This window comes from [Clostridium] ultunense DSM 10521 (genome assembly GCF_000511955.1).
GTDB classification, from domain to species: Bacteria; Bacillota; Clostridia; order Tissierellales; family Tepidimicrobiaceae; genus Schnuerera; species Schnuerera ultunensis.
In genome coordinates, this window is record NZ_AZSU01000003.1 from 619,821 (window position 1) to 638,249 (window position 18,429).

Annotated in this window: 13 protein-coding genes and 3 pseudogenes; 6 read left to right on the forward strand and 10 right to left on the reverse strand. The window is 32.2% G+C overall.

Annotated features, from left to right (window positions below; all coding sequences use genetic code 11):
- Window positions 1-163: pseudogene (locus CUL_RS18685) on the forward strand (IS256 family transposase); the annotation flags it as partial.
- Between the two features lie 374 nt (window positions 164-537).
- On the opposite strand, the gene CUL_RS0110255 reads toward CUL_RS18685, so the two are convergent.
- Entirely contained in the window at window positions 538-1,671 is a 1,134-nt protein-coding gene (locus CUL_RS0110255) for a pyridoxal-phosphate-dependent aminotransferase family protein (protein ID WP_025641530.1), read from the reverse strand.
- A 184-nt stretch (window positions 1,672-1,855) separates the two neighbouring features.
- Window positions 1,856-3,238, reverse strand: coding sequence for a tryptophanase (locus tag CUL_RS0110260; RefSeq protein ID WP_025641532.1), 1,383 nt, complete (start codon window positions 3,236-3,238; stop codon window positions 1,856-1,858).
- Window positions 3,239-3,549: 311 nt separating this feature from the next.
- Between CUL_RS0110260 and CUL_RS0110265 the strand changes: the two genes are divergently transcribed.
- From CUL_RS0110265 to CUL_RS0110275, 3 genes are read left to right on the forward strand one after another with little or no spacing between them, the layout of a single operon-like run.
- Window positions 3,550-5,895 (forward strand): xanthine dehydrogenase family protein molybdopterin-binding subunit, encoded by a 2,346-nt coding sequence (locus CUL_RS0110265; protein WP_005586836.1) that lies wholly within the window; start codon window positions 3,550-3,552, stop codon window positions 5,893-5,895.
- A complete protein-coding gene (locus tag CUL_RS0110270; RefSeq protein WP_005586835.1) occupies window positions 5,882-6,718 on the forward strand; it encodes an FAD binding domain-containing protein in 837 nt (278 codons plus the stop codon). The genes CUL_RS0110265 and CUL_RS0110270 overlap by 14 nt, the downstream gene beginning before the upstream one ends.
- Window positions 6,719-7,180 carry a (2Fe-2S)-binding protein gene (locus CUL_RS0110275; RefSeq protein WP_005586833.1) on the forward strand — a complete coding sequence of 154 codons (462 nt, stop codon included), beginning with the start codon at window positions 6,719-6,721 and terminating at the stop codon, window positions 7,178-7,180.
- A 47-nt stretch (window positions 7,181-7,227) separates the two neighbouring features.
- Here CUL_RS0110275 and CUL_RS0110280 read toward each other — a convergent pair whose 3' ends face one another.
- On the reverse strand, window positions 7,228-8,808 hold the full coding sequence (locus CUL_RS0110280; protein WP_025641534.1) for a hypothetical protein: 1,581 nt from the start codon (window positions 8,806-8,808) through the stop codon (window positions 7,228-7,230).
- 458 nt (window positions 8,809-9,266) lie between these two features.
- Between CUL_RS0110280 and CUL_RS0110285 the strand changes: the two genes are divergently transcribed.
- Window positions 9,267-10,649: an MATE family efflux transporter gene (locus CUL_RS0110285; protein ID WP_025641536.1), complete on the forward strand. Its 1,383-nt coding sequence runs from the start codon at window positions 9,267-9,269 to the stop codon at window positions 10,647-10,649.
- Window positions 10,650-11,073: 424 nt separating this feature from the next.
- Here CUL_RS0110285 and CUL_RS19485 read toward each other — a convergent pair whose 3' ends face one another.
- Window positions 11,074-11,241, reverse strand: a complete 168-nt coding sequence (locus tag CUL_RS19485) for a transposase (RefSeq protein WP_236616454.1) — start codon at window positions 11,239-11,241, stop codon at window positions 11,074-11,076.
- 296 nt (window positions 11,242-11,537) lie between these two features.
- Entirely contained in the window at window positions 11,538-12,155 is a 618-nt protein-coding gene (locus CUL_RS0110300) for a hypothetical protein (protein ID WP_025641538.1), read from the reverse strand.
- Between the two features lie 122 nt (window positions 12,156-12,277).
- Here CUL_RS0110300 and CUL_RS17185 point away from each other — a divergent pair.
- Window positions 12,278-13,099, forward strand: a pseudogene (locus CUL_RS17185) (IS6 family transposase); the annotation flags it as partial.
- 121 nt (window positions 13,100-13,220) lie between these two features.
- Here CUL_RS17185 and CUL_RS18430 read toward each other — a convergent pair.
- From CUL_RS18430 to CUL_RS17195, 5 genes and pseudogenes are all read right to left on the reverse strand, one after another.
- Window positions 13,221-13,493: pseudogene (locus CUL_RS18430) on the reverse strand (transposase); the annotation flags it as partial.
- Window positions 13,494-13,578: 85 nt separating this feature from the next.
- Window positions 13,579-15,069: a group II intron reverse transcriptase/maturase gene (ltrA, locus tag CUL_RS17190; protein ID WP_005585350.1), complete on the reverse strand. Its 1,491-nt coding sequence runs from the start codon at window positions 15,067-15,069 to the stop codon at window positions 13,579-13,581.
- Window positions 15,070-15,594: 525 nt separating this feature from the next.
- Window positions 15,595-16,257, reverse strand: a complete 663-nt coding sequence (locus tag CUL_RS0110320; protein WP_157752658.1) for an IS3 family transposase — start codon at window positions 16,255-16,257, stop codon at window positions 15,595-15,597.
- Complete coding sequence (locus CUL_RS0110325; protein ID WP_025641542.1) at window positions 16,221-16,487, reverse strand: transposase; 267 nt, start codon at window positions 16,485-16,487, stop codon at window positions 16,221-16,223. The genes CUL_RS0110320 and CUL_RS0110325 overlap by 37 nt, the downstream gene beginning before the upstream one ends.
- Window positions 16,488-16,683: 196 nt before the next feature.
- The coding region (locus tag CUL_RS17195; protein WP_035143059.1) for a C-terminal helicase domain-containing protein at window positions 16,684-18,429 on the reverse strand (1,746 nt) is incomplete at its 5' end.

Consider the following 18,429-nt stretch of genomic DNA (forward strand, 5'->3'; position numbering starts at 1 on the left):
AAAGACTAAGTCTGTCTTTCCAACTGATTTATCCCTAGAAAAAATGCTATATCTAGCAAGTCAAAATGTTATGAAAAAGTGGACCCAGAGATATAGAAATTGGGACTCTATTCTAAATCAACTGATGATATTTTTTGAAGGAAGGGTAGAACAATATCTTTAAAATTGAAACAATGCACCCTAAATCTATAGAAAAACTTGGGGAATAGGATTTAACAGGTGGTTTCTAGGTAAATAATGGCCTAGGCCATTATTTACCTAGAAACCACCTAACTAAAAAAATGAACACATTTCTCCATGTTTAAAATTATTGCCAAAATTATAAGAATTTATGTATATTTCCCTATAATTTTGGCAAACTAAAACTAAAGTATCAAATTTGAAAAATTATTATCTAAATTAAATCTAAATTTTCTTGTCAGATCAGAGTAATCAAACTTACTTAAAGCACAAAATTTATTACAGTCTCACTATTTCTCATCATTTTCAACGCTATTTTATATCCTTCAATGTATATGAAAAATATATTATATTTTTCTACATAACCTCAACAAAATGTTTATGTATACTTCCATTTATATTGATTCCATAGTTCTTAAACGTTTCATCTAATCCTTTCAACGTTAGATATATCTTTTCCTCGTAACAATTTTCACCCATATGGCCTATCCTGATAACCTTATCCTTTAAATAATCGAAAGCTCCTGCTATCATTATATTATGCTCTCCAACCATATGATTAAATATCTTATCAAATGTAACTCCTCCCGGTATTAATACTGTAGTAACAGTGTTTGAATACCCATCTATAGGATAAAGCTCTAATCCTGATTTAACTATAGCTTTTCTAACTGCACTTCCTATTATCTTATGCCTTTCTATATAGTCCCCTTTCTTCAGTATCCTATCTACTGCACAATTCAAACCATATATATCACTTATGGGCTGAGTATAGGGAAACCATTTTTCATTATACCAGTTTTTCCACAAAGCCAAATTACAATAGAAGGATTTAATAGGAGTTTTCCTATTGAGTATAATATTCCAAGCTTCTTCACTAATACTTAAAAAAGTTAATCCTGGAGAAGCCGATAGGCATTTTTGACTTCCGCCTAAGACTATATCCATCTGCCAATTATCAACCTCCAAAGGCTCTCCACCAATGCTCGAAACTGAATCTACTACAGATATTAGTCCATATTCCTTTAATAAAGGGCAAATCTTATCTACAGGGTTGGTAATCCCGGAAGGCGTTTCACAATGAACCAAAGTAGCTAGTTTAAAATCACTATCTTTTTCTAGAAAAAGCTTTAGTTCTTCTAGATCAATAGGCTTTCTATAATCTCCCTTAAAATAAATTACTTCTCCTCCATATATTTTAGCAAAATCTCCAAAACCTTTTCCAAATATTCCATTATCTATGCAAAGTATCCTATCTCCTGGCTCTATTAAAGATGCACAGGCAGCCTCTATTCCTAATATGCCCTCACCATTTAGTATGAGTATATCTTTTTTGGTATTTAAAAGTTCTTTTAGCTTATTGCAAGTTATTTTATAGTATTCAAAAAAATCCATATCTAAATCTGGATTAGTTATGTCCTTTGCCATTGCTCTTCGCACATCTTCGTGAATTCCCGTTGGTCCTGGAGTCATAATTAAAGGTTTTTTCAAAACTATCCCTCCCCATTCCGTTAACTGTATTGACTTGTTGTGCAAATGTATCGTTCTTGTGCTTATTGTATCACTACAGTTAGATTGTGTCAATAACATTTTTAGAATGTTCATTGGTTAATATTTTTATTTCATATGGTTTAAAAAAGACCATATCCTTTTAAAGATATGGTCTTAGAAAATACTATTTCTTTGGTACTAATTTAGCTGTAAAATGACGAAGTATTTCTGGTTCCCAAATTATTTTATATCCAGAGATGGAATCTGCTCGTTCTTTAATGGCCATTAAGGCATCGGCAATAACATCTAGATGGGACTGGGTATATACTCTTCTTGGAATAGCTAGTCTTGTAAACTCGAATTGTGACTCAATTTGCTCTCCCGTATCAGGATCATTACCCATCATAAAAGATCCTATATCACAAGTTCTAATTCCTGCTTCCTTATACAATTCTACAGCTAGAGCTTGACCTGGAAATTCATAATAAGGTATATGGGGAAGTAGTTTTTTAGCATCTATAAATACCGCATGGCCTCCAACGGGAGATTGGTAAGGTATATTTGCCTTATCTAATCTAGCTGCTAGATACTCCATTTGACCTATTCTATATTTTAGATAATTATAGTCTATTCCTTCTTCTAAACCTATAGCTAAAGCCTCTAAATCCCTACCTGCCAATCCACCATAGGATATAAAGCCTTCAAAAGGTATTGTCCGTGCCTTAACTTCTTCATATAATCCTTCATCATCCTTAATACCTATTAATCCACCAATATTGACTATAGCATCTTTCTTTGAACTCATGGTGAATATTTTCCCATAGCTAAACATCTCAAGTACTATTTCTCTTATTGATTTATCTTCGTAGCCTTTTTCCCTTTGCTTTATAAAATAAGCGTTTTCCGCAAATCTAGCTGCATCAATTAAAAGAGGTATATTATATTCAGCTGCTATTTTAGAAGTCTCTCTAAGATTTTCCATAGATACAGGCTGCCCACCTGCACTGTTATTGGTAATAGTCATAATAATGAGTCCAATGTTTTTTGCTCCGTACTCTGCTATTAATTTTTTTAATCTCTTGGTATCCATATTCCCCTTAAATGGACTATAGGTTTCTGTATCCAAAGCCTCAGGCACTACACAGTCTATAGCTCTTGCACCTGCTATCTCCACATGGGCTCTAGTAGTATCAAAATGCATATTGGATATGGCATATTTCCCCGGACCTAGTAAAATCGGCAAAACCACCTTTTCTGCTGCTCTTCCTTGATGGACTGGCTGAATATATTTATATCCAAATATATTTTGAGCAGCCCTTTCTAAATTTTTAAAATTCTTTGATCCTGAATAGGCTTCATCTCCAGCCATCATTCCAGCCCATTGGCCTGTACTCATAGCACCAGTACCACTATCACTTAACAGATCAATATATACATCTTCCGAATCCAAAGAAAATAAATTATAATTTGCTTCCTTGATCTTCTCCAACCTTTCCTCAGCTGTTAAAATCTTTATTGGCTCCACCATTTTAATTTTAAATGGCTCTGCGTAATACTTAGATTTCATAGAACTGTCCCCCTTTATTAATTTTATTGGTAGCTTCTCTGCCTTACATCATAAGCTTTTATTATTATTCCCTCTATAATAATTCTTCAAAAATTCTTTTTTCCCTTCTTTTAACTGTAAATAATATGAAAATTCTCAAAGCTATTTATCCATTGTTTTGCAATTTCACAGGTTTTAACCCCTTTACAATATATATGTACATAACAATTAAGATAACACTAACTAATAGGCCTTCTGCCAGTGTATGTCTATTTATAAATTAATACTTTCTGGGGCAAACTATTTTCATCAAATATATTGGAGGAATTTTTATGGGTCATATACCTCAAATTGGAATAAGCATTCCTAAAAAAGAATCCTGGAATAAGGTAACTGGACGTGCAAAATATAATGGAGATCATATCACTTCTGATACTTTACATGCTAGAATATTAACCAGTACCCATGCTCATGCAATTATAAAATCTATAGATTTTACTAAAGCAGAAAAATCCAAAGGAGTTCAAGGGATAATTACTGGGGATTACCTTCCAGTTTTAACTGGTTCCATTATAGAGGATAGACCTCCTATTGCAAAAGATAAGGTAAGGTATTTTGGGGAACCCATAGCTGTAGTCATTGCAAATACAGAAGGAGAAGCCTCCTATGCTATAAAACTGATTGATGTAGAATATGAGCCACTACTAGTCATAAATTTCCTTCAAGATGCCATGAAAGAGGATTCCATATTAATACATGAAAAATTAAGTCAATATCATCATCCTAGTGTAGAGGCTAATCCACAGTTTAATACTAATATTGCAGGTTCTACTAAGATTAGGAAGGGAGATGTTCATAAGGCCTTCAATGATTCCTATATAATTTTAGAACATAATTATTCTCTGCCCCAATCAGACCATTCAGCTATGGAAACTAGAAATACTATTGCAGAAATACTACCTAGTGGAGAAGTCGTTATAAATACCTCATCCCAAGCTCCCTTTGCCATAAAAGAGGAATTGAGTAAGGTCTTTGGACTTTCTAAAAGCAAACTAATAGTACGCACTCCCTTGGTAGGTGGTGCCTTCGGTGGCAAAGCTACGGTTCAATTGGAATTTATAGCCTATATAGCCTCTTTAGCCGTAGGTGGCCGCAAGGTTAGAATTGCTAATACAAGGGAACAGGATATGTTTAGCTCTCCAGCTAAAATAGGTGTAGATGCAAAAATAAAAATAGGTGCTACTGAGGATGGTATAATAAGGGCATTGGAAGCTACTTATTTAGTAGATTGTGGCGCCTATTCCGATACAGGCCCTCGTATGGCTAAGGCCATTGCCAGTTCTTGTACCGGCCCCTACAATATTGAGAATGTCTACTGCGATGCCTTTGCCCTATATACAAACCATATATATGTAACCTCTTATAGAGGTTTTGGCCATGTTGCTGCCACCTTCCCCGTAGAAAGGTCTATAGATAAATTGGCAATAGCCTTAAATATGGATCCCTTAGAACTTAGACTTAAAAATGCCATAAGAGAAGGAAATACTACACCTACCCAGAGCAAAGTGACTTTAAGTAATACAGGAAATGTAGAAGAATGTATTAATAAATTAAAAACTCTAATTAATTGGGAAGAAGGTCAAGTAGTACAAAATATTGATGACACCATTAGGGCTAAAGGTATGGCATGCTTTTGGAAAACTTCCAACTCTGCACCAGATGCCATATCTGGAGTAATATTAAAACTAAACTCAGATGGAGGTGTAGATGTAAACTTTGGCGCCGTAGAGATTGGCCCAGGAATGAAAACCGCCATATGTCAAATTGTAGCAGAAAAAATGAAAATGGATATAAATAAGGTTCACCCCTTCATGGAAGTAGATACCCAAATTAGTCCAAAACATTGGAAAACCGTAGCCAGTATGACTACCTTTATGGCTGGAAATGCAGCAATAAAAGCCTGTGAATCCATAATTAAACAGCTTAAATCCATAGGCTCAATAGTACTTAGATGTACCCCTGAGGATTTAGATGTGGCAAATCAAAAGGTATTTTTAAGGGATGATCCTAGTGTATTCATCCATTTTAAAGATTTGGCCCATGGATATAAATACGCCGATGGTCCTTCCATTGGTGGAGAAATTATTGGCCATGGAAATTATATAATGAAACACTTAGTCCCTTTAAATCCTGAAACCGGGCAAGGAAAAACAGGACCATCAATAACCGTAGGAGCACAAGCTGTAGAAATAGAATATGATCCAGTAAAATATGATTATAGGCTATTAAAAGCAGCTACTATTATAGATGCAGGAAAAATAATCAACCCCGGTGCAGCAAAGGGATTATTAATGGGTGGCATGAGTATGGGATTAGGTCTAGCTACTAGGGAGGAATTTGTCTATAATGCTCAAGGTCAATTGGAAAACTCCTCCCTTAGAACTTATAAGTTAATCCATTTTGGAGAACAGCCAGAATATCTAGTAGAATTTGTAGAAACGGAACAAATAGATGCACCCTTTGGTGCTAGAGGGTTAGCTGAACACGGTATTATTGGAATACCTGCAGCCTTAGCCAACGCCATATCTATTGCATCCCAGGCTGATTTTGATACTCTACCCATATCCCCTGAAACCATATGGAAAGCTAAGACTGGAGGTAAATATGATTCCCTTTAATTTTGATTATTATAAACCCAATACTTTAACTGATGCTATTAATTTATATACTGAGTTAGACTCCATGGGAAAGTCTCCGATATACTATGGTGGTGGTACTGAATTTATCAGTATGGCAAGAGTTCACAATGTCCACACTAAGGCGGTAATAGATATTAAGGGGATTCCTGAATGTAATATCCATGTATTGAAAAATACAAAACTAACCATTGGCTCTGCCATAACCCTTACCAATATTGCAATTAAAAATCATTTTCCACTACTTAGCCGTACAGTCAAAAGAATTGCTGACCATACAATACAGGATAAAATCACTTTAGGAGGAAATTTAGCAGGAACCATAATATATAAGGAATCTTTACTCCCCTTAATGGTAGCAAATGCTAATATTGTCTTAGAAGGAATAAATGGCAGTAGAACCGTTCCCATAATGGATGTGTTTTGTAAGGAAATGAATATTTCTAAAGAGGAGCTAATAGTTCAAGTCATTATAGATGAAAGATATTTAAATCTTCCTTCCCTTCATGTAAAGAGGACTAAAAATGAAAAAATAGACTACCCACTAATTACTTTAGTAGCATTAGTAGATCAAGGGAAAATAAATATAGCTTTTAGTGGCCTATCTGATTTTCCCTTTAGAACTAAACTTTTGGAGGATATTCTAAATGATGAATCCTTTTCGAAGGATGAAAGGATTAAAAAATTTATTAACAATATCCCATATAAAATATTAGATGACTTAGCAGGATCATCGGAATATAGAAAATTTATGCTTAACGTTATGCTAAATGAAACTTTAGAAAATCTTCAGGAGGCCCTGTAAATGCTTAAGATTTCAGGTAATACTACTTTAGTTTTAAATATAAATGGAGAAGATAGGGAAATAATTGCTAAACCCTCAGATACGCTATTGTATACCCTTAGAAATCAATTAGGATTAACCGGTGCAAAACCTGGTTGTGAAAATGGGGACTGTGGTGCTTGTACTGTTTTAGTAGATGATTGGCCTATTAAATCCTGCTTGATGCTTACTGTGGAGGCCCTAGGCAAAAAAATCACCACCATAGAAGGATTAAATAATATCCCTATCCAAAAGGCCTTTATTGAAAATTGGGGTTTCCAATGTGGATATTGTACTTCTGGATTCATAATGGTATGCCATAGCCTTTCCATACACCATCCAGATGCAGATGAACATACAATAGAAGAATGGCTACAGTCTAATCTATGCAGATGTACCAGCTACCAAGAGATCCGAGATGCTATAAATTCCATTTTAAAGTAAAACCTGAATTAGCCTTAAGCTTATTCAGGTTTTACTGATTATTTTTGTTATTCTACTTTTAATTTCCTCACTTGATTAAAATTGTTTTTTTCATAATATTCAATACTAACCTCATCATCAGCTTTTATAAAGGGTAATCTCTCCGATACCCTGATATTAGCTATAAATATGTTATTACTATTATCCAATATGAAATAATAATGAGTATTGCCATCAATAACAACGGATTCAATACTTATTATTTTGCCATTAATATTTAAAAACTCAGTTGGTTCCTCATCTTCTTCAGTCTGAATATTGGCTAAATCCTTGCCTATATGAGAACTAACAACATTACTTACAGTTGTTCCAATTGATACTTGCTGATAATTTTGTGCATCTACTAATGCATACATTTTAACAAGTCCTGCTTCATCTTTCAAAGACATAAAATAAGTTGGTTTATTATCTATATTCAATAATATTGGAAAGGTTGATGTATACCCTTTTTCCTGCACTGCTCCCTCAGCACTTTCCATAGCTGAAAATTCTTCTGCTGATGACATCTTATAAAATTTAGTATCCTTGGTTCTTAGGTTTACAAGTACAAAGCCAACATTGGATTCATCAGCTCCTACAGATGTCATCCCTGTATATAAATAAACATCATCATCTATAGCTAGATAATTATATCCTTCGGTTGTCTGCAATACACCTTTTTGAGCAAATAAAGAATTAAAGAATCCCGATTGAAGTCCACCATTCCAATTAAGCTGCCCTATTATCTCATCAGCATCAAAAATCCTGTCAACCCATTTTGGTACATCTTGTATATCATATTTGCTAGTTTCTCCATTTGTTGCATTGGTTAATATTACTTCCTTTACATCCAATCCGCCAAACCAACCAATTGTATTTTGATAAACTGGTGCTACCCAATAAGGGGTTCCCTCTTCATCAATTTCAAAATTAATTCTGGAAAACATATCCATAGGGTAATTTAGCCTTAAATATCTATAAATATCCCTTGAAAATTTATCTGACTTAGAGTATTTAATATTATTTTTAAGTTTCTTTAGCTCTACCTTACCATCTATCATATCTACTATTATATAATTAGGTATACCTTCATTTTTATTACCAATCCACTTTAAAAATCCATTATATTCAAGGGGTGTAACCCTTACGGGCTTTTCCTCAAAATTAATTTGCGTATAAGCATTAGATACATTGTATTGAGAGACTAGATCCAACATTTCCCCCATTTTTCTACTACCTAATCTTTGTGCTGTATCCCTGTCAACTGTGGGCACCTGTTGAAAGGAGGCTTCTTTTATATCTTCTTCAAAGGTACTATTTTCCTTGTTAATTAAATTCGCATATCTTTTTGAATAAAATATTGTCGCTGAAGACAATTTTAATATAATTAATAAGATAATTAATATCCCTGGTATTATAAAAAATCTATAATGCTTTTTATTAAAGGTAATCAATATGATTATCCCATATAGTAGATTAATTATAAGATAAATCCAAAACTCCAATGAATGTAAATTGATGGGCGGTAACAATATATACCACATAACAAATGCTAATATAGGTATTGATAATACTCTTGCAATTTTTGAGAAACCTAGTTTTTCTGTCATGTAAACTTTACCTCCTAGTGTTAATATTTTTGCTATATCATAAATCCATAATACCTAACTAATAAAAATTAATACTCTTCAATTCTTTATTAATTCCTTGAAGATTATATCATAAATAGATTTATAAAAGAAACATTTCCAATTTCTCTTTATCCTTCTTCCAACTGCCTCTGTCCTTTTACAAATTGTCTCTGCCCTTCTTTCAAACTAATTACATTTCAATCTATAAATCTTTCATATATTAACCTTGAATCAAGTACCATATTAATTTGGTGTATAGCATTGCAAATACATGACTTAAAATAATTTACTAAATTTCCATTCTAATATATTTGATTGAAAATCCAGCTTGTACCAGATAATATTTATCTTGATTAATTTCTTATTAAAGATTACAATATATAGATGTGGTTTTGCTTGAATTTTACAATTATTAGATTTGATTAGGGGGAATGAATATGGCAAAATTTAAAGAATTATTTGCTACCAAGGATTTAACTGAAGGTCCACCTTGGAAACGTATTATTGAATTTGCAATACCCATGTTGATTGGTAATATTGCTCAACAGTTTTATAATACTGCTGACTCAATTATTGTTGGTAAATATATAGGTGATAATGCACTTGCTGCAGTTGGTAGTGCGTCCCCCATATTAAACCTTTTATTAGTATTATTTGTTGGAATTTCTGTGGGTGCTGGTATAATGGTATCCCAATACTTTGGAGCTAAAGAAAGAGAAAAACTTTCTCGTACCATAGGTACATGTATAACATTAACTGCTATATCATCAGTAATTATAATGATTATCGGACCAATTGTTACTCGTCCATTACTTTCTTTTCTCAATACTCCAGACTCTATTATAAACTGGTCTACAGATTATTTAGTTATTTTTTTCGTTGGCATTGCTGGCCTTGCTTATTATAATATTTTAGCTGGTGTTTTGAGAGGCCTTGGAGATTCTATATCGGCACTTGTTTTTCTACTTATCTCTACAGCTTTAAATGTAGGATTAGATATTTTATTTGTTGCAAGATTTAATATGGGAGTTCCAGGCGTTGCCTTAGCAACTGTTATAGCACAATCAATATCAGCAATACTTTGTGTTATTAAATTAATGAATATGAAAAGTAGTTTCACTTTAAATTGGGAGATGCTAAAGCTAAATAAAGAATATTCTTTTAAACTAATGAAATTAGGATTACCATCAGGTTTAACTCAGGCCATATTTTCTCTTGCAATGATCGTTGTACAATCTCTAACTAATAGTTTTGGAGAAATGGTTATAGCTGCAAATGTAATTATCATGCGTGTAGACGGATTTGCCATGATGCCAAACTTTTCTTTTGGTAGTGCAATGACAACCTATACTGGACAAAATGTAGGAGCTAAAAAATATGATAGAGTTGAAAAGGGGACTAAAGATGGCATTAAAATTGCTGTTGGAGTTTCTACTACTATAACAATTTTGATATTAATCTTTGGCAAATATCTTATGATTATTTTCACTAATACAAAAGAATTAGTTGATTTGAGTATGCATATGATGAGAATTCTTGCAGTAGGTTATATTGCAATGGCTATAACTCAATGCTTATCTGGAGTTATGCGTGGTGCAGGTGATACTATTACGCCTATGTGGATTTCACTTATTACTACAGTTGTTATTCGTGTACCTGTGGCCTATGGCATTGCTTATTTAACACGAAGTGCCAAATACCCTACAGGAAGGCCAGAATCAATTTTTATTTCCCTATTAACTTCTTGGGTAATGGGTGCAATTATTAACACTATTTTTTATAAAAAAGGAAATTGGCGTGAAAAGGCTATTATTGATTAAAGCCTTCACGCCAATTTTATACCGTCCTATAATAAAATATACAATTATCCCTTCATCATTATAAATTCTATAATAGATAGTTTCAAGTCTTATTACTTTCCCCTCTATAACTTCATTGGTCTATCACCTTTATTTTATTTTTGCATCTTCATTCATATCTTCAGTTTTAGTTCTTTTTTTAATATTGTAATAATAGGTAGACCTACTTAATCCAAGAATTTTAAGGACAGTAACTGCAGTATATCCTAAATCAATCCATTTCTTTGCAATATTAACTTTATCTTCTATTGTGGGTTCGTTTTTTTTAAAAGGTCTTTAAGAATGGCAATTTCTAAATCTTTTTCGCCTAATAATTTTTTTAATTGCTCATTTTCTTCTTCTAGGGATTTAGCATTAATATTATTGGAATAATTATAATTTGGAATTAGTCCATTTTTTTCTTTGACTCCCTAACCCAGCGGGTAACAGTTCCAGGGACTAAATCGTGTCTTCTGGCAACTAATGTAGCATTACCAGTTTCCTCTACTTCCTTAATAATTTGACGTTTAAATTCTTCTGGATATCTTTTACCTTTACCTCTCAATTTAGACAACCTCCCATTAATTTTTATTTTACTAAATTAGTGTGCGATTGTCCAAATAGGTTAGGGGGCTTAATAGAAACCAATTACTATCGGTTACAACGATACAAAATTTCATATTAACACCTTCTTATTCTCTATAACATGAAATTATAAACTACTGATCATACTCCTGAAAGTTAAAAAACTCCATTCACATTAATTATTTAATTCGCTATAATCAGCTGCAAAATATACTTTATAATCCTCGATACCATACCCATATTCCATTAACATTTTTACAATCATATTCCTAATACCATTACTACTCATATTGTACTACTCATATTGGCTTCTATATATATCTTACCTCTTATTTTTATAGGATTTATCATATTAATAATTTCTTTAGAAAAATACTTCCTCTTTTTCCCGTTCATTTTAGGCGCATTTTCAAATTTTAAAAATTTTTGTTCATCAATATCCATTAATATTTCACAGGTTTTAGTAAACATTTCCTGCCATGTTTTTACTGGTATAATTTTATCACTTAAAAATTTAAAACCATAGGGTCTTATATGAGTAAAGTCTTCATATAAGTTATGCTCTATATTTGAATCTACTCTATAATCTTCATAATTAGGAGTTGATTTTCCCTTAACTTTATCTGTGTCATCTACTTCATTTACTGTTTCGATTTCGTCATAATCAATATCCAGAAAATCAATTATTTTATTTAATTTATTTTCGTACTCATAAGTCAGTTTCGCAAATTCTGAATATTTCTCCATTGCAGTAAAATCTCTTTCATTAAAGGCCTCATTAATTTTCTCATTTATACCAGCCATGGTTGTATTTATTATTTCTTTTAATAACTTAAGTCTATCAGATATTTCTATAGCTTTATCAGGAAATTCATTTTTTATAATAGACAATAACTTCTTCATAGCGACACCTCCATTTTTCATAATACGCTCTGTAAACTTAAATGAAAATTGAGGGCTCCAATCCTCTGTGTTACAATGTTTTTGCCATAAAACAAATACCTCCCAGAAAGGATGAAGTCCTCATGCAAAAAATTGTACCACTTAAGTGTCCAAAATGCATAATAAAGATTCTTTTTATCGCTATGGCAAAGATAGAGATGGTTATCAAAAATACCTTTGCCGTAAATGTAATCACCAATTTGCTCCTGATAGACCAATGTCTAAAAAGGTGCCTAAATACCCCCGTTGCCCTGTTTGCGGTAAAGCAACATTTCTTCATCACGATTATGAATACTACTCTAATTACCGTTGTTGTGATAAAAAGTGCAATCATTCTGTGTTTGTTCCTAAACCTAACAATATACTGCCTGCATCTATGTCTAAGCTTGTTGGGAAGAATGATTTTAAGCGTATGCGTTATCCTGTGCATATAATTGTTACTGCTCTTTCTATGTTTTACCTTGGCAAAAATTCTTTTAGAAATATTGCCCTAATACTTAGAGTAGCCCATAATGTTAAGGTTTCTCATACTACCATTAGCAATTGGTGTAAGAAATTTGCTCCATTTTTCAATAATCTCTTTGGAACTTATGCCAATGTTAGATTTTAATTCAGATGAATGGCATGCTGATGAAACTGTTGTAAAAATCAATGGTCAAAAATATTATATTTGGTTTATCATAGATTCAGAAACCCGCTTTGTCTTAGGTTTTCATTTATCACCTTATAGAGATTCTAGCCAAGCTTTTGCTTTGCTTAATTCTGTTAAAGATTTAGGTACTGTTAATGCCATAGTTAGCAATCGATATAGTTCTTATAAAGTACCAGTTAAATCTGTGCTAGGTAGTTCTGTTAAAAATATTCGCGTTGAAAGCTTTGAAGATGATGTTTCTAGTAATTTAATAGTGGATCTATGTCAATAGTTTGGACAAAAATTTAGGTTTTTTTGTGGTTATCCGCCACCCTTGACAAACCATTCATAAATGCTCTTGAATTTTTACCCGAAGGCGACAAACTCAAAGCAAGCTATGCTACTTTACATAAATACTCATATTCACTTGGAGTCATGTAATTAATTGATGAATGAATTCTTTTTCTATTATAAAGTCCTTCTGTATATTGAAATAACACTAATTTAGCATGATTGTAATCTATAAACGTATTAAGATATACACATTCTTTTTTAAGTATTGCATGAAAACTTTCTATACATGCATTGTCATAGGGACAACCTTTGGCACTATATGATAGTTTAAATTCCTTTAATTTTACTGCTTTACGATATTCTTTTGATGTATAATCGATTAAGAAAAAGGGATTACTCCCTTTCCCTCATCTAAGAACCGTACGTGAGAGTTTCCCGCTCATACGGCTCAAGCATTTCTTAACCATTTCTGGCGACAGCAAGTGTTTTTAATCGATATTTCCTTTTAATAAAATATTCTTTATCAATATAGGGATTTCTCGATATTTGTAACTTAGGATGACGAACTATTTTTATTGTTCTAAGGTTAATTAGACTATTAATTTCAGTTGAAAACAACCATGGTTTACCATTTTTATAGTGCCAATATTTATTAAGCCTCCACCATCCATTTTTATTTGGATGTCTATGCTTTGCCCATTTCTGTAGGATTAAATATAGAGTATTATTGATACAAGAGAATGTTTGACTTGCGACAACATGCTTGTGGTAATTAGTCCAACCTCTAATAATTGAATTCAATCTTCGTATTATATCTACTTGTCTGTGTGCTTTGCCTTCTTTCAAAATTATTGTCGATAGCTTTCTTATTAATGTTTTGATTGAATTCTTTGATGGTTTAGTTATTAATTTATCTTTGAATTTTCTAAATGTCCATCCTAGAAAATCAAAACCTTCATCGATATGTGCTATTGTTGTCTTTTCTTCTGAAAGTTCTAATCCTCTAGCTTTAAGAAAGTCGCTTATTAGAAGTTTCACTTCTTTAGCTGTTTCTTTAGAATTTGCTGTTACAATAAAGTCATCTGCATACCTTACTAGATTGACTTTTGTTTTAGCACGATAATGATTTTCAATATTGCCTTTTGAATTTCGATGATATTTATCTTGAATTAACTTTTCTAGACCATCTAATGTCATATTCGCATATATACTTGAAATTGAACCTCCTTGAGGGGAACCTGTTTCTGTTGGAAATAACTCACCTTTATATATGAAACCTGACTTCAAAAATTGTTTCATAACTCTTTTATCCATGGGAATGTTATTCATTAGCCACTCATGATTTATATTGTCAAAACACCCTTTAATATCTCCCTCTAATATCCATTTTGGTGAGCATTTTCTTGCAAGAATGCAAAATATTTGTTCGCAAGCATCTTTAGCACTTCTTCCTGGTCTAAAGCCAAAAGAGATATTATCACCAGTAACTTCTGCTACAGGTTCTAATCCTAGAGCATAAAGTGTTTGCATTGCTCGGTCATACATTGTCGGGATACCTAGAGGTCGTTTCTTATTCTTACCTTTTTTTTCAATATATACTCTTTTAAGAGGTTTTGACCTATATGTTTTTCTACCTATGGAAAGTGTTGCCTTCATTTTTGATGCAGAAGTTGACCAGATTTTCTTGTCAACTCCTGAAGTGTTTTTACCTTTGTTAGACGTTACTTTCTTAATAGCAAGGGCTTTTGCATAAAAAGAGTGTGTAAGTAAATATTGTAGTCTTTTAACCTTATTCCAGTCACTTTTCACTGCTGCCTTAGCAATCCTGGTTTGTAGTCTATTAACATGATTTTCAGCCTTATTCCAGTCCATAGTTTCCCATTGAACCGTAAGTTTTGATGTGTCTTTTAGTCTCTCGGTTTTATCCGTAGTTGAGTCTCTAAAATTCATAGACTTACACTCCTTTCTTACTAAGAAATACCATGAGATAAGTCTGCACCCTTTCAAGTTGAGGTAATTTAACCTCTATTCTCTGTAATTACAACAAAGACATTCGCTTTTTATCTCGTTCTTCTGCCCTCTGAACTATTTCTTTTCCTTGCGGTAAGATACCCATTAATTATGGGAGTTCATAGGGTTTACCAAGTTTCGCATAATACATAATTATGAAAGCTTTAGGAGCCACCTTTAGACCGGGAGTGCAATATCCATTCGCATTGGCTATCCAGAACACCTTTGCTTGACTCCGTACCTTTTTGGTCAAAGCGTAACAGCCCATTTCGCATTATCCAGCGTAACGGTCCCTACAGTGATTCACTTTACGTTCTCCATGGCTTTCTTATCCTAGTAGTCGTTCCAGATTTGGGCTTCTAGAATTTCCTCATTGTTTCGTGAGCTTTCTAACCTAGACGTTACCATCTTCGCTAGTCACGATAGGATTACTCCGAATGGATGGAGTAGCTTTACTGCAATATATTATGCGACTTCTTGTCGCACTTGTAAACCTCTATCTGAATGTATAATTAAACCTTTAGTGGGTTTCTGGGTAGTTATAGCATTATCTAATGCCTTTAATACTAGGGATGTATCCATGGTCTTTGAAAAACTATATCCTACTATTTTTTGGGTATGCAAATCTAAGATAGACGCTAAATAAGTCCACCCATCTTTTTGAGTATGGATATATGTAATATCAGCTACCCATTTTTCATTTATCTTTGTTGTTGTAAAGTCTCTATTTAAGAGGTTTTCACCTTCTTCATAAACTTTCTTAGTAGACTGTGTTCTATATTTTTTAAATACAATTGATCTAATACCAAGCTTTTTCATATGTCTTTGAACTCTTTTAAGGCTAATTTTTTCATAACCCTGTGTTTTTAATTTTTCATGAATTTTAGTAGCACCATATACTTTACCACTTTCATTATATATTTTTAAAATATCTTCTTGTAGCTTCTTGTTTTCTTTTTTCCACTTATTTTCAGGCTTTTCTTTTTGTTTATCATAATAGGTGCTTCTAGGATAATCGAGTAACTTACACATAGTATCTATGCAATGTGTATCAGAGTTATCTTTGATTATTTCAAATATATTATCAGGGTCTATTTGGTTGCGAATATAGCCATAGCTTTTTTTAATATTTCTACTTCCTCCTTAAGTCTTGCATTTTCTTTTTTAATCTTTAGAATTTCTTCAAGATTAGTAGTATCACCTTTTACTTCAATAGGGGCCTTTTTCTTTACCCAACCACGTACTGTGCTTTGGCTTAGGCTATATTCGGCTGCTACTTCTTTAACTGGTTTTCCTGATAATACTAATTCTGCAATCATAGTTTTAAATTCATCTGTATAGGTATTTCTCTTAGACATTCATGGACACTTCCTTCCTCATTTTTAGTATAAAGAAAACCTTATTTTGTGTCCATGGTTATATACTAACATCAAAAATTACTAAATGCATGTATAGAAACCCTCCTTATTATAGTAAAACACTGTAGGTTTAATAATAAAATTGATAGATTAAAAACAAAAATATAACAATAGAACTCTACATTTCAAGCCACACTCATAATATAATTTCATAACATATTAATTCTATTTCTTTACCTCTAAGATCGTTATTATTGTCCATTTCGCCCAATTCTATATAGCTTAAAATCACATCTAAACTTTCTAAAAGCTCATCATCATTCATACTTTCTATTTTCAACTCCCTTAATTTCATTAACGTACCCCTATGTAGAGGTTTTTTTATTTTTTGTCTAATCTTTCTTTGCTCATTAGTAATCCTACTACGATACTTAGCTTTGAAAAACATATTTTCTATTCTTTCTGCAATGTCTTTTTGTACTCTACTAATTCTTGTAACAGCTATTTGGCTTTGAATAATATTTTGCACTCTCGAATTTACAAAATCTTTGCCCCTGTGTAATATCTCATTAACATCCATGTTTATATCTCTTTCCAGTGGCTTAATATCCAAATGATTTCCTTCTGAAATAATTTGATAAATCTTTGCTTTGTTTGTAATATAACTATCGCTTATGGAATCATAGAACAACCAGAAATCCTCATCTCCAACCTTATAGTACATATAAACTCCTTTATATGTATCCGACTTTTTAATAGAATATATACCATTTGGTATTTTTTCAGACCTTGTCTTATTCAAATCATTATAAAGAAGGAAGGTTTTATAATCTTCTCTCATATACTCCTCAGTCGGTATCATGCCATCCTTTTGTGCTTCTAACTCATCAATAAAGGCAGATTTGTTTCGTGCATTACTTAACCTTCGAAGGCTATTTGTATCTTCGTCATTAAATACTTTATCTTTTATAATTTCATCCTCTGTTAGTATTTTACTCTCACTGCCTATTGTCTCAGTAATATATTTTATTTTATTGTTTATCCTATCTACCAAATTTAATAAATCTTCTAATTTGTCTTCAGGCATAAAATTATATATATAAATATCATCAAATTTTGTAGTTACTCTGTCTATTCTTCCTTCCCTTTGTATTATTCTTACAGGATTCCATGACAAATCATAATTAATCAGTATATTACAGTCTTGCAGGTTTTGTCCTTCTGATAATACATCAGTAGTTATTAATATATCTATTTCCTCGCCATCCTTAACATCATAATTATTAGCTTTTGGTGCGAATCTCTTTACAATTTTTTCTTTGCTCTTTTTCTTTCCACCATCTAATTGTTCTACTACACTATCTACTTTATCCTTAACGTTTTCAAAAATATATCTAGCAGTATCTGTATACTCTGTGAAAATAATTACTTTTTTATTTCTTAACTCCCCATTTAATTTATTGATTAAAACTTGCAATTTCACATCCTTATTTATATCAATTTTTTTAACCTCAGCTAACATATACTCAAAATCTTCATAATCACTTTGTATATTATTTATTAATTCATTAATATCGCCATCATATTCATCAATATCTATTGTTTCATCTATGTCAATATCAGTATCTTGCCCTATATTTTCCATAGCATATTTTTTACAGATCAAATATCCTTTATCTATGCTATTTAAAAGAAGTTCGCAATATTTTATCTGCTTTTCAATAGATATTCTAAAGGCTTCAACAGAACTTTCCAATCTCTTTAAGAAAGTTTTCCTTACTAATCCAATAATTAAAGAAATTTGCTGAGAAGTAAGTTTTTCTTCACTAATAACTGGTAAATATAAGTTTTCTAATCTATCTGCTATATTATCGTAAATATCTTCTCCATATACACTGCTGATAGAATAATTTACAGTCTTAATATGTCTTTTAGGGAATTT

Bases quoted from the DNA above. Each gene is read 5' to 3' on its own strand.
- CUL_RS0110275 (WP_005586833.1), top strand. From the start codon at position 6,719: ATGCTTAAGATTTCAGGTAATACTACTTTAGTTTTAAATATAAATGGA.
- ltrA (WP_005585350.1), bottom strand. From the start codon at position 15,069: ATGAATTTTAGAGACTCAACTACGGATAAAACCGAGAGACTAAAAGAC.
- CUL_RS0110280 (WP_025641534.1), bottom strand. From the start codon at position 8,808: ATGACAGAAAAACTAGGTTTCTCAAAAATTGCAAGAGTATTATCAATA.
- CUL_RS0110285 (WP_025641536.1), top strand. From the start codon at position 9,267: ATGGCAAAATTTAAAGAATTATTTGCTACCAAGGATTTAACTGAAGGT.
- CUL_RS0110260 (WP_025641532.1), bottom strand. From the start codon at position 3,238: ATGAAATCTAAGTATTACGCAGAGCCATTTAAAATTAAAATGGTGGAG.
- CUL_RS0110325 (WP_025641542.1), bottom strand. From the start codon at position 16,487: ATGTCTAAGAGAAATACCTATACAGATGAATTTAAAACTATGATTGCA.
- CUL_RS0110300 (WP_025641538.1), bottom strand. From the start codon at position 12,155: ATGAAGAAGTTATTGTCTATTATAAAAAATGAATTTCCTGATAAAGCT.
- CUL_RS0110270 (WP_005586835.1), top strand. From the start codon at position 5,882: ATGATTCCCTTTAATTTTGATTATTATAAACCCAATACTTTAACTGAT.
- CUL_RS0110265 (WP_005586836.1), top strand. From the start codon at position 3,550: ATGGGTCATATACCTCAAATTGGAATAAGCATTCCTAAAAAAGAATCC.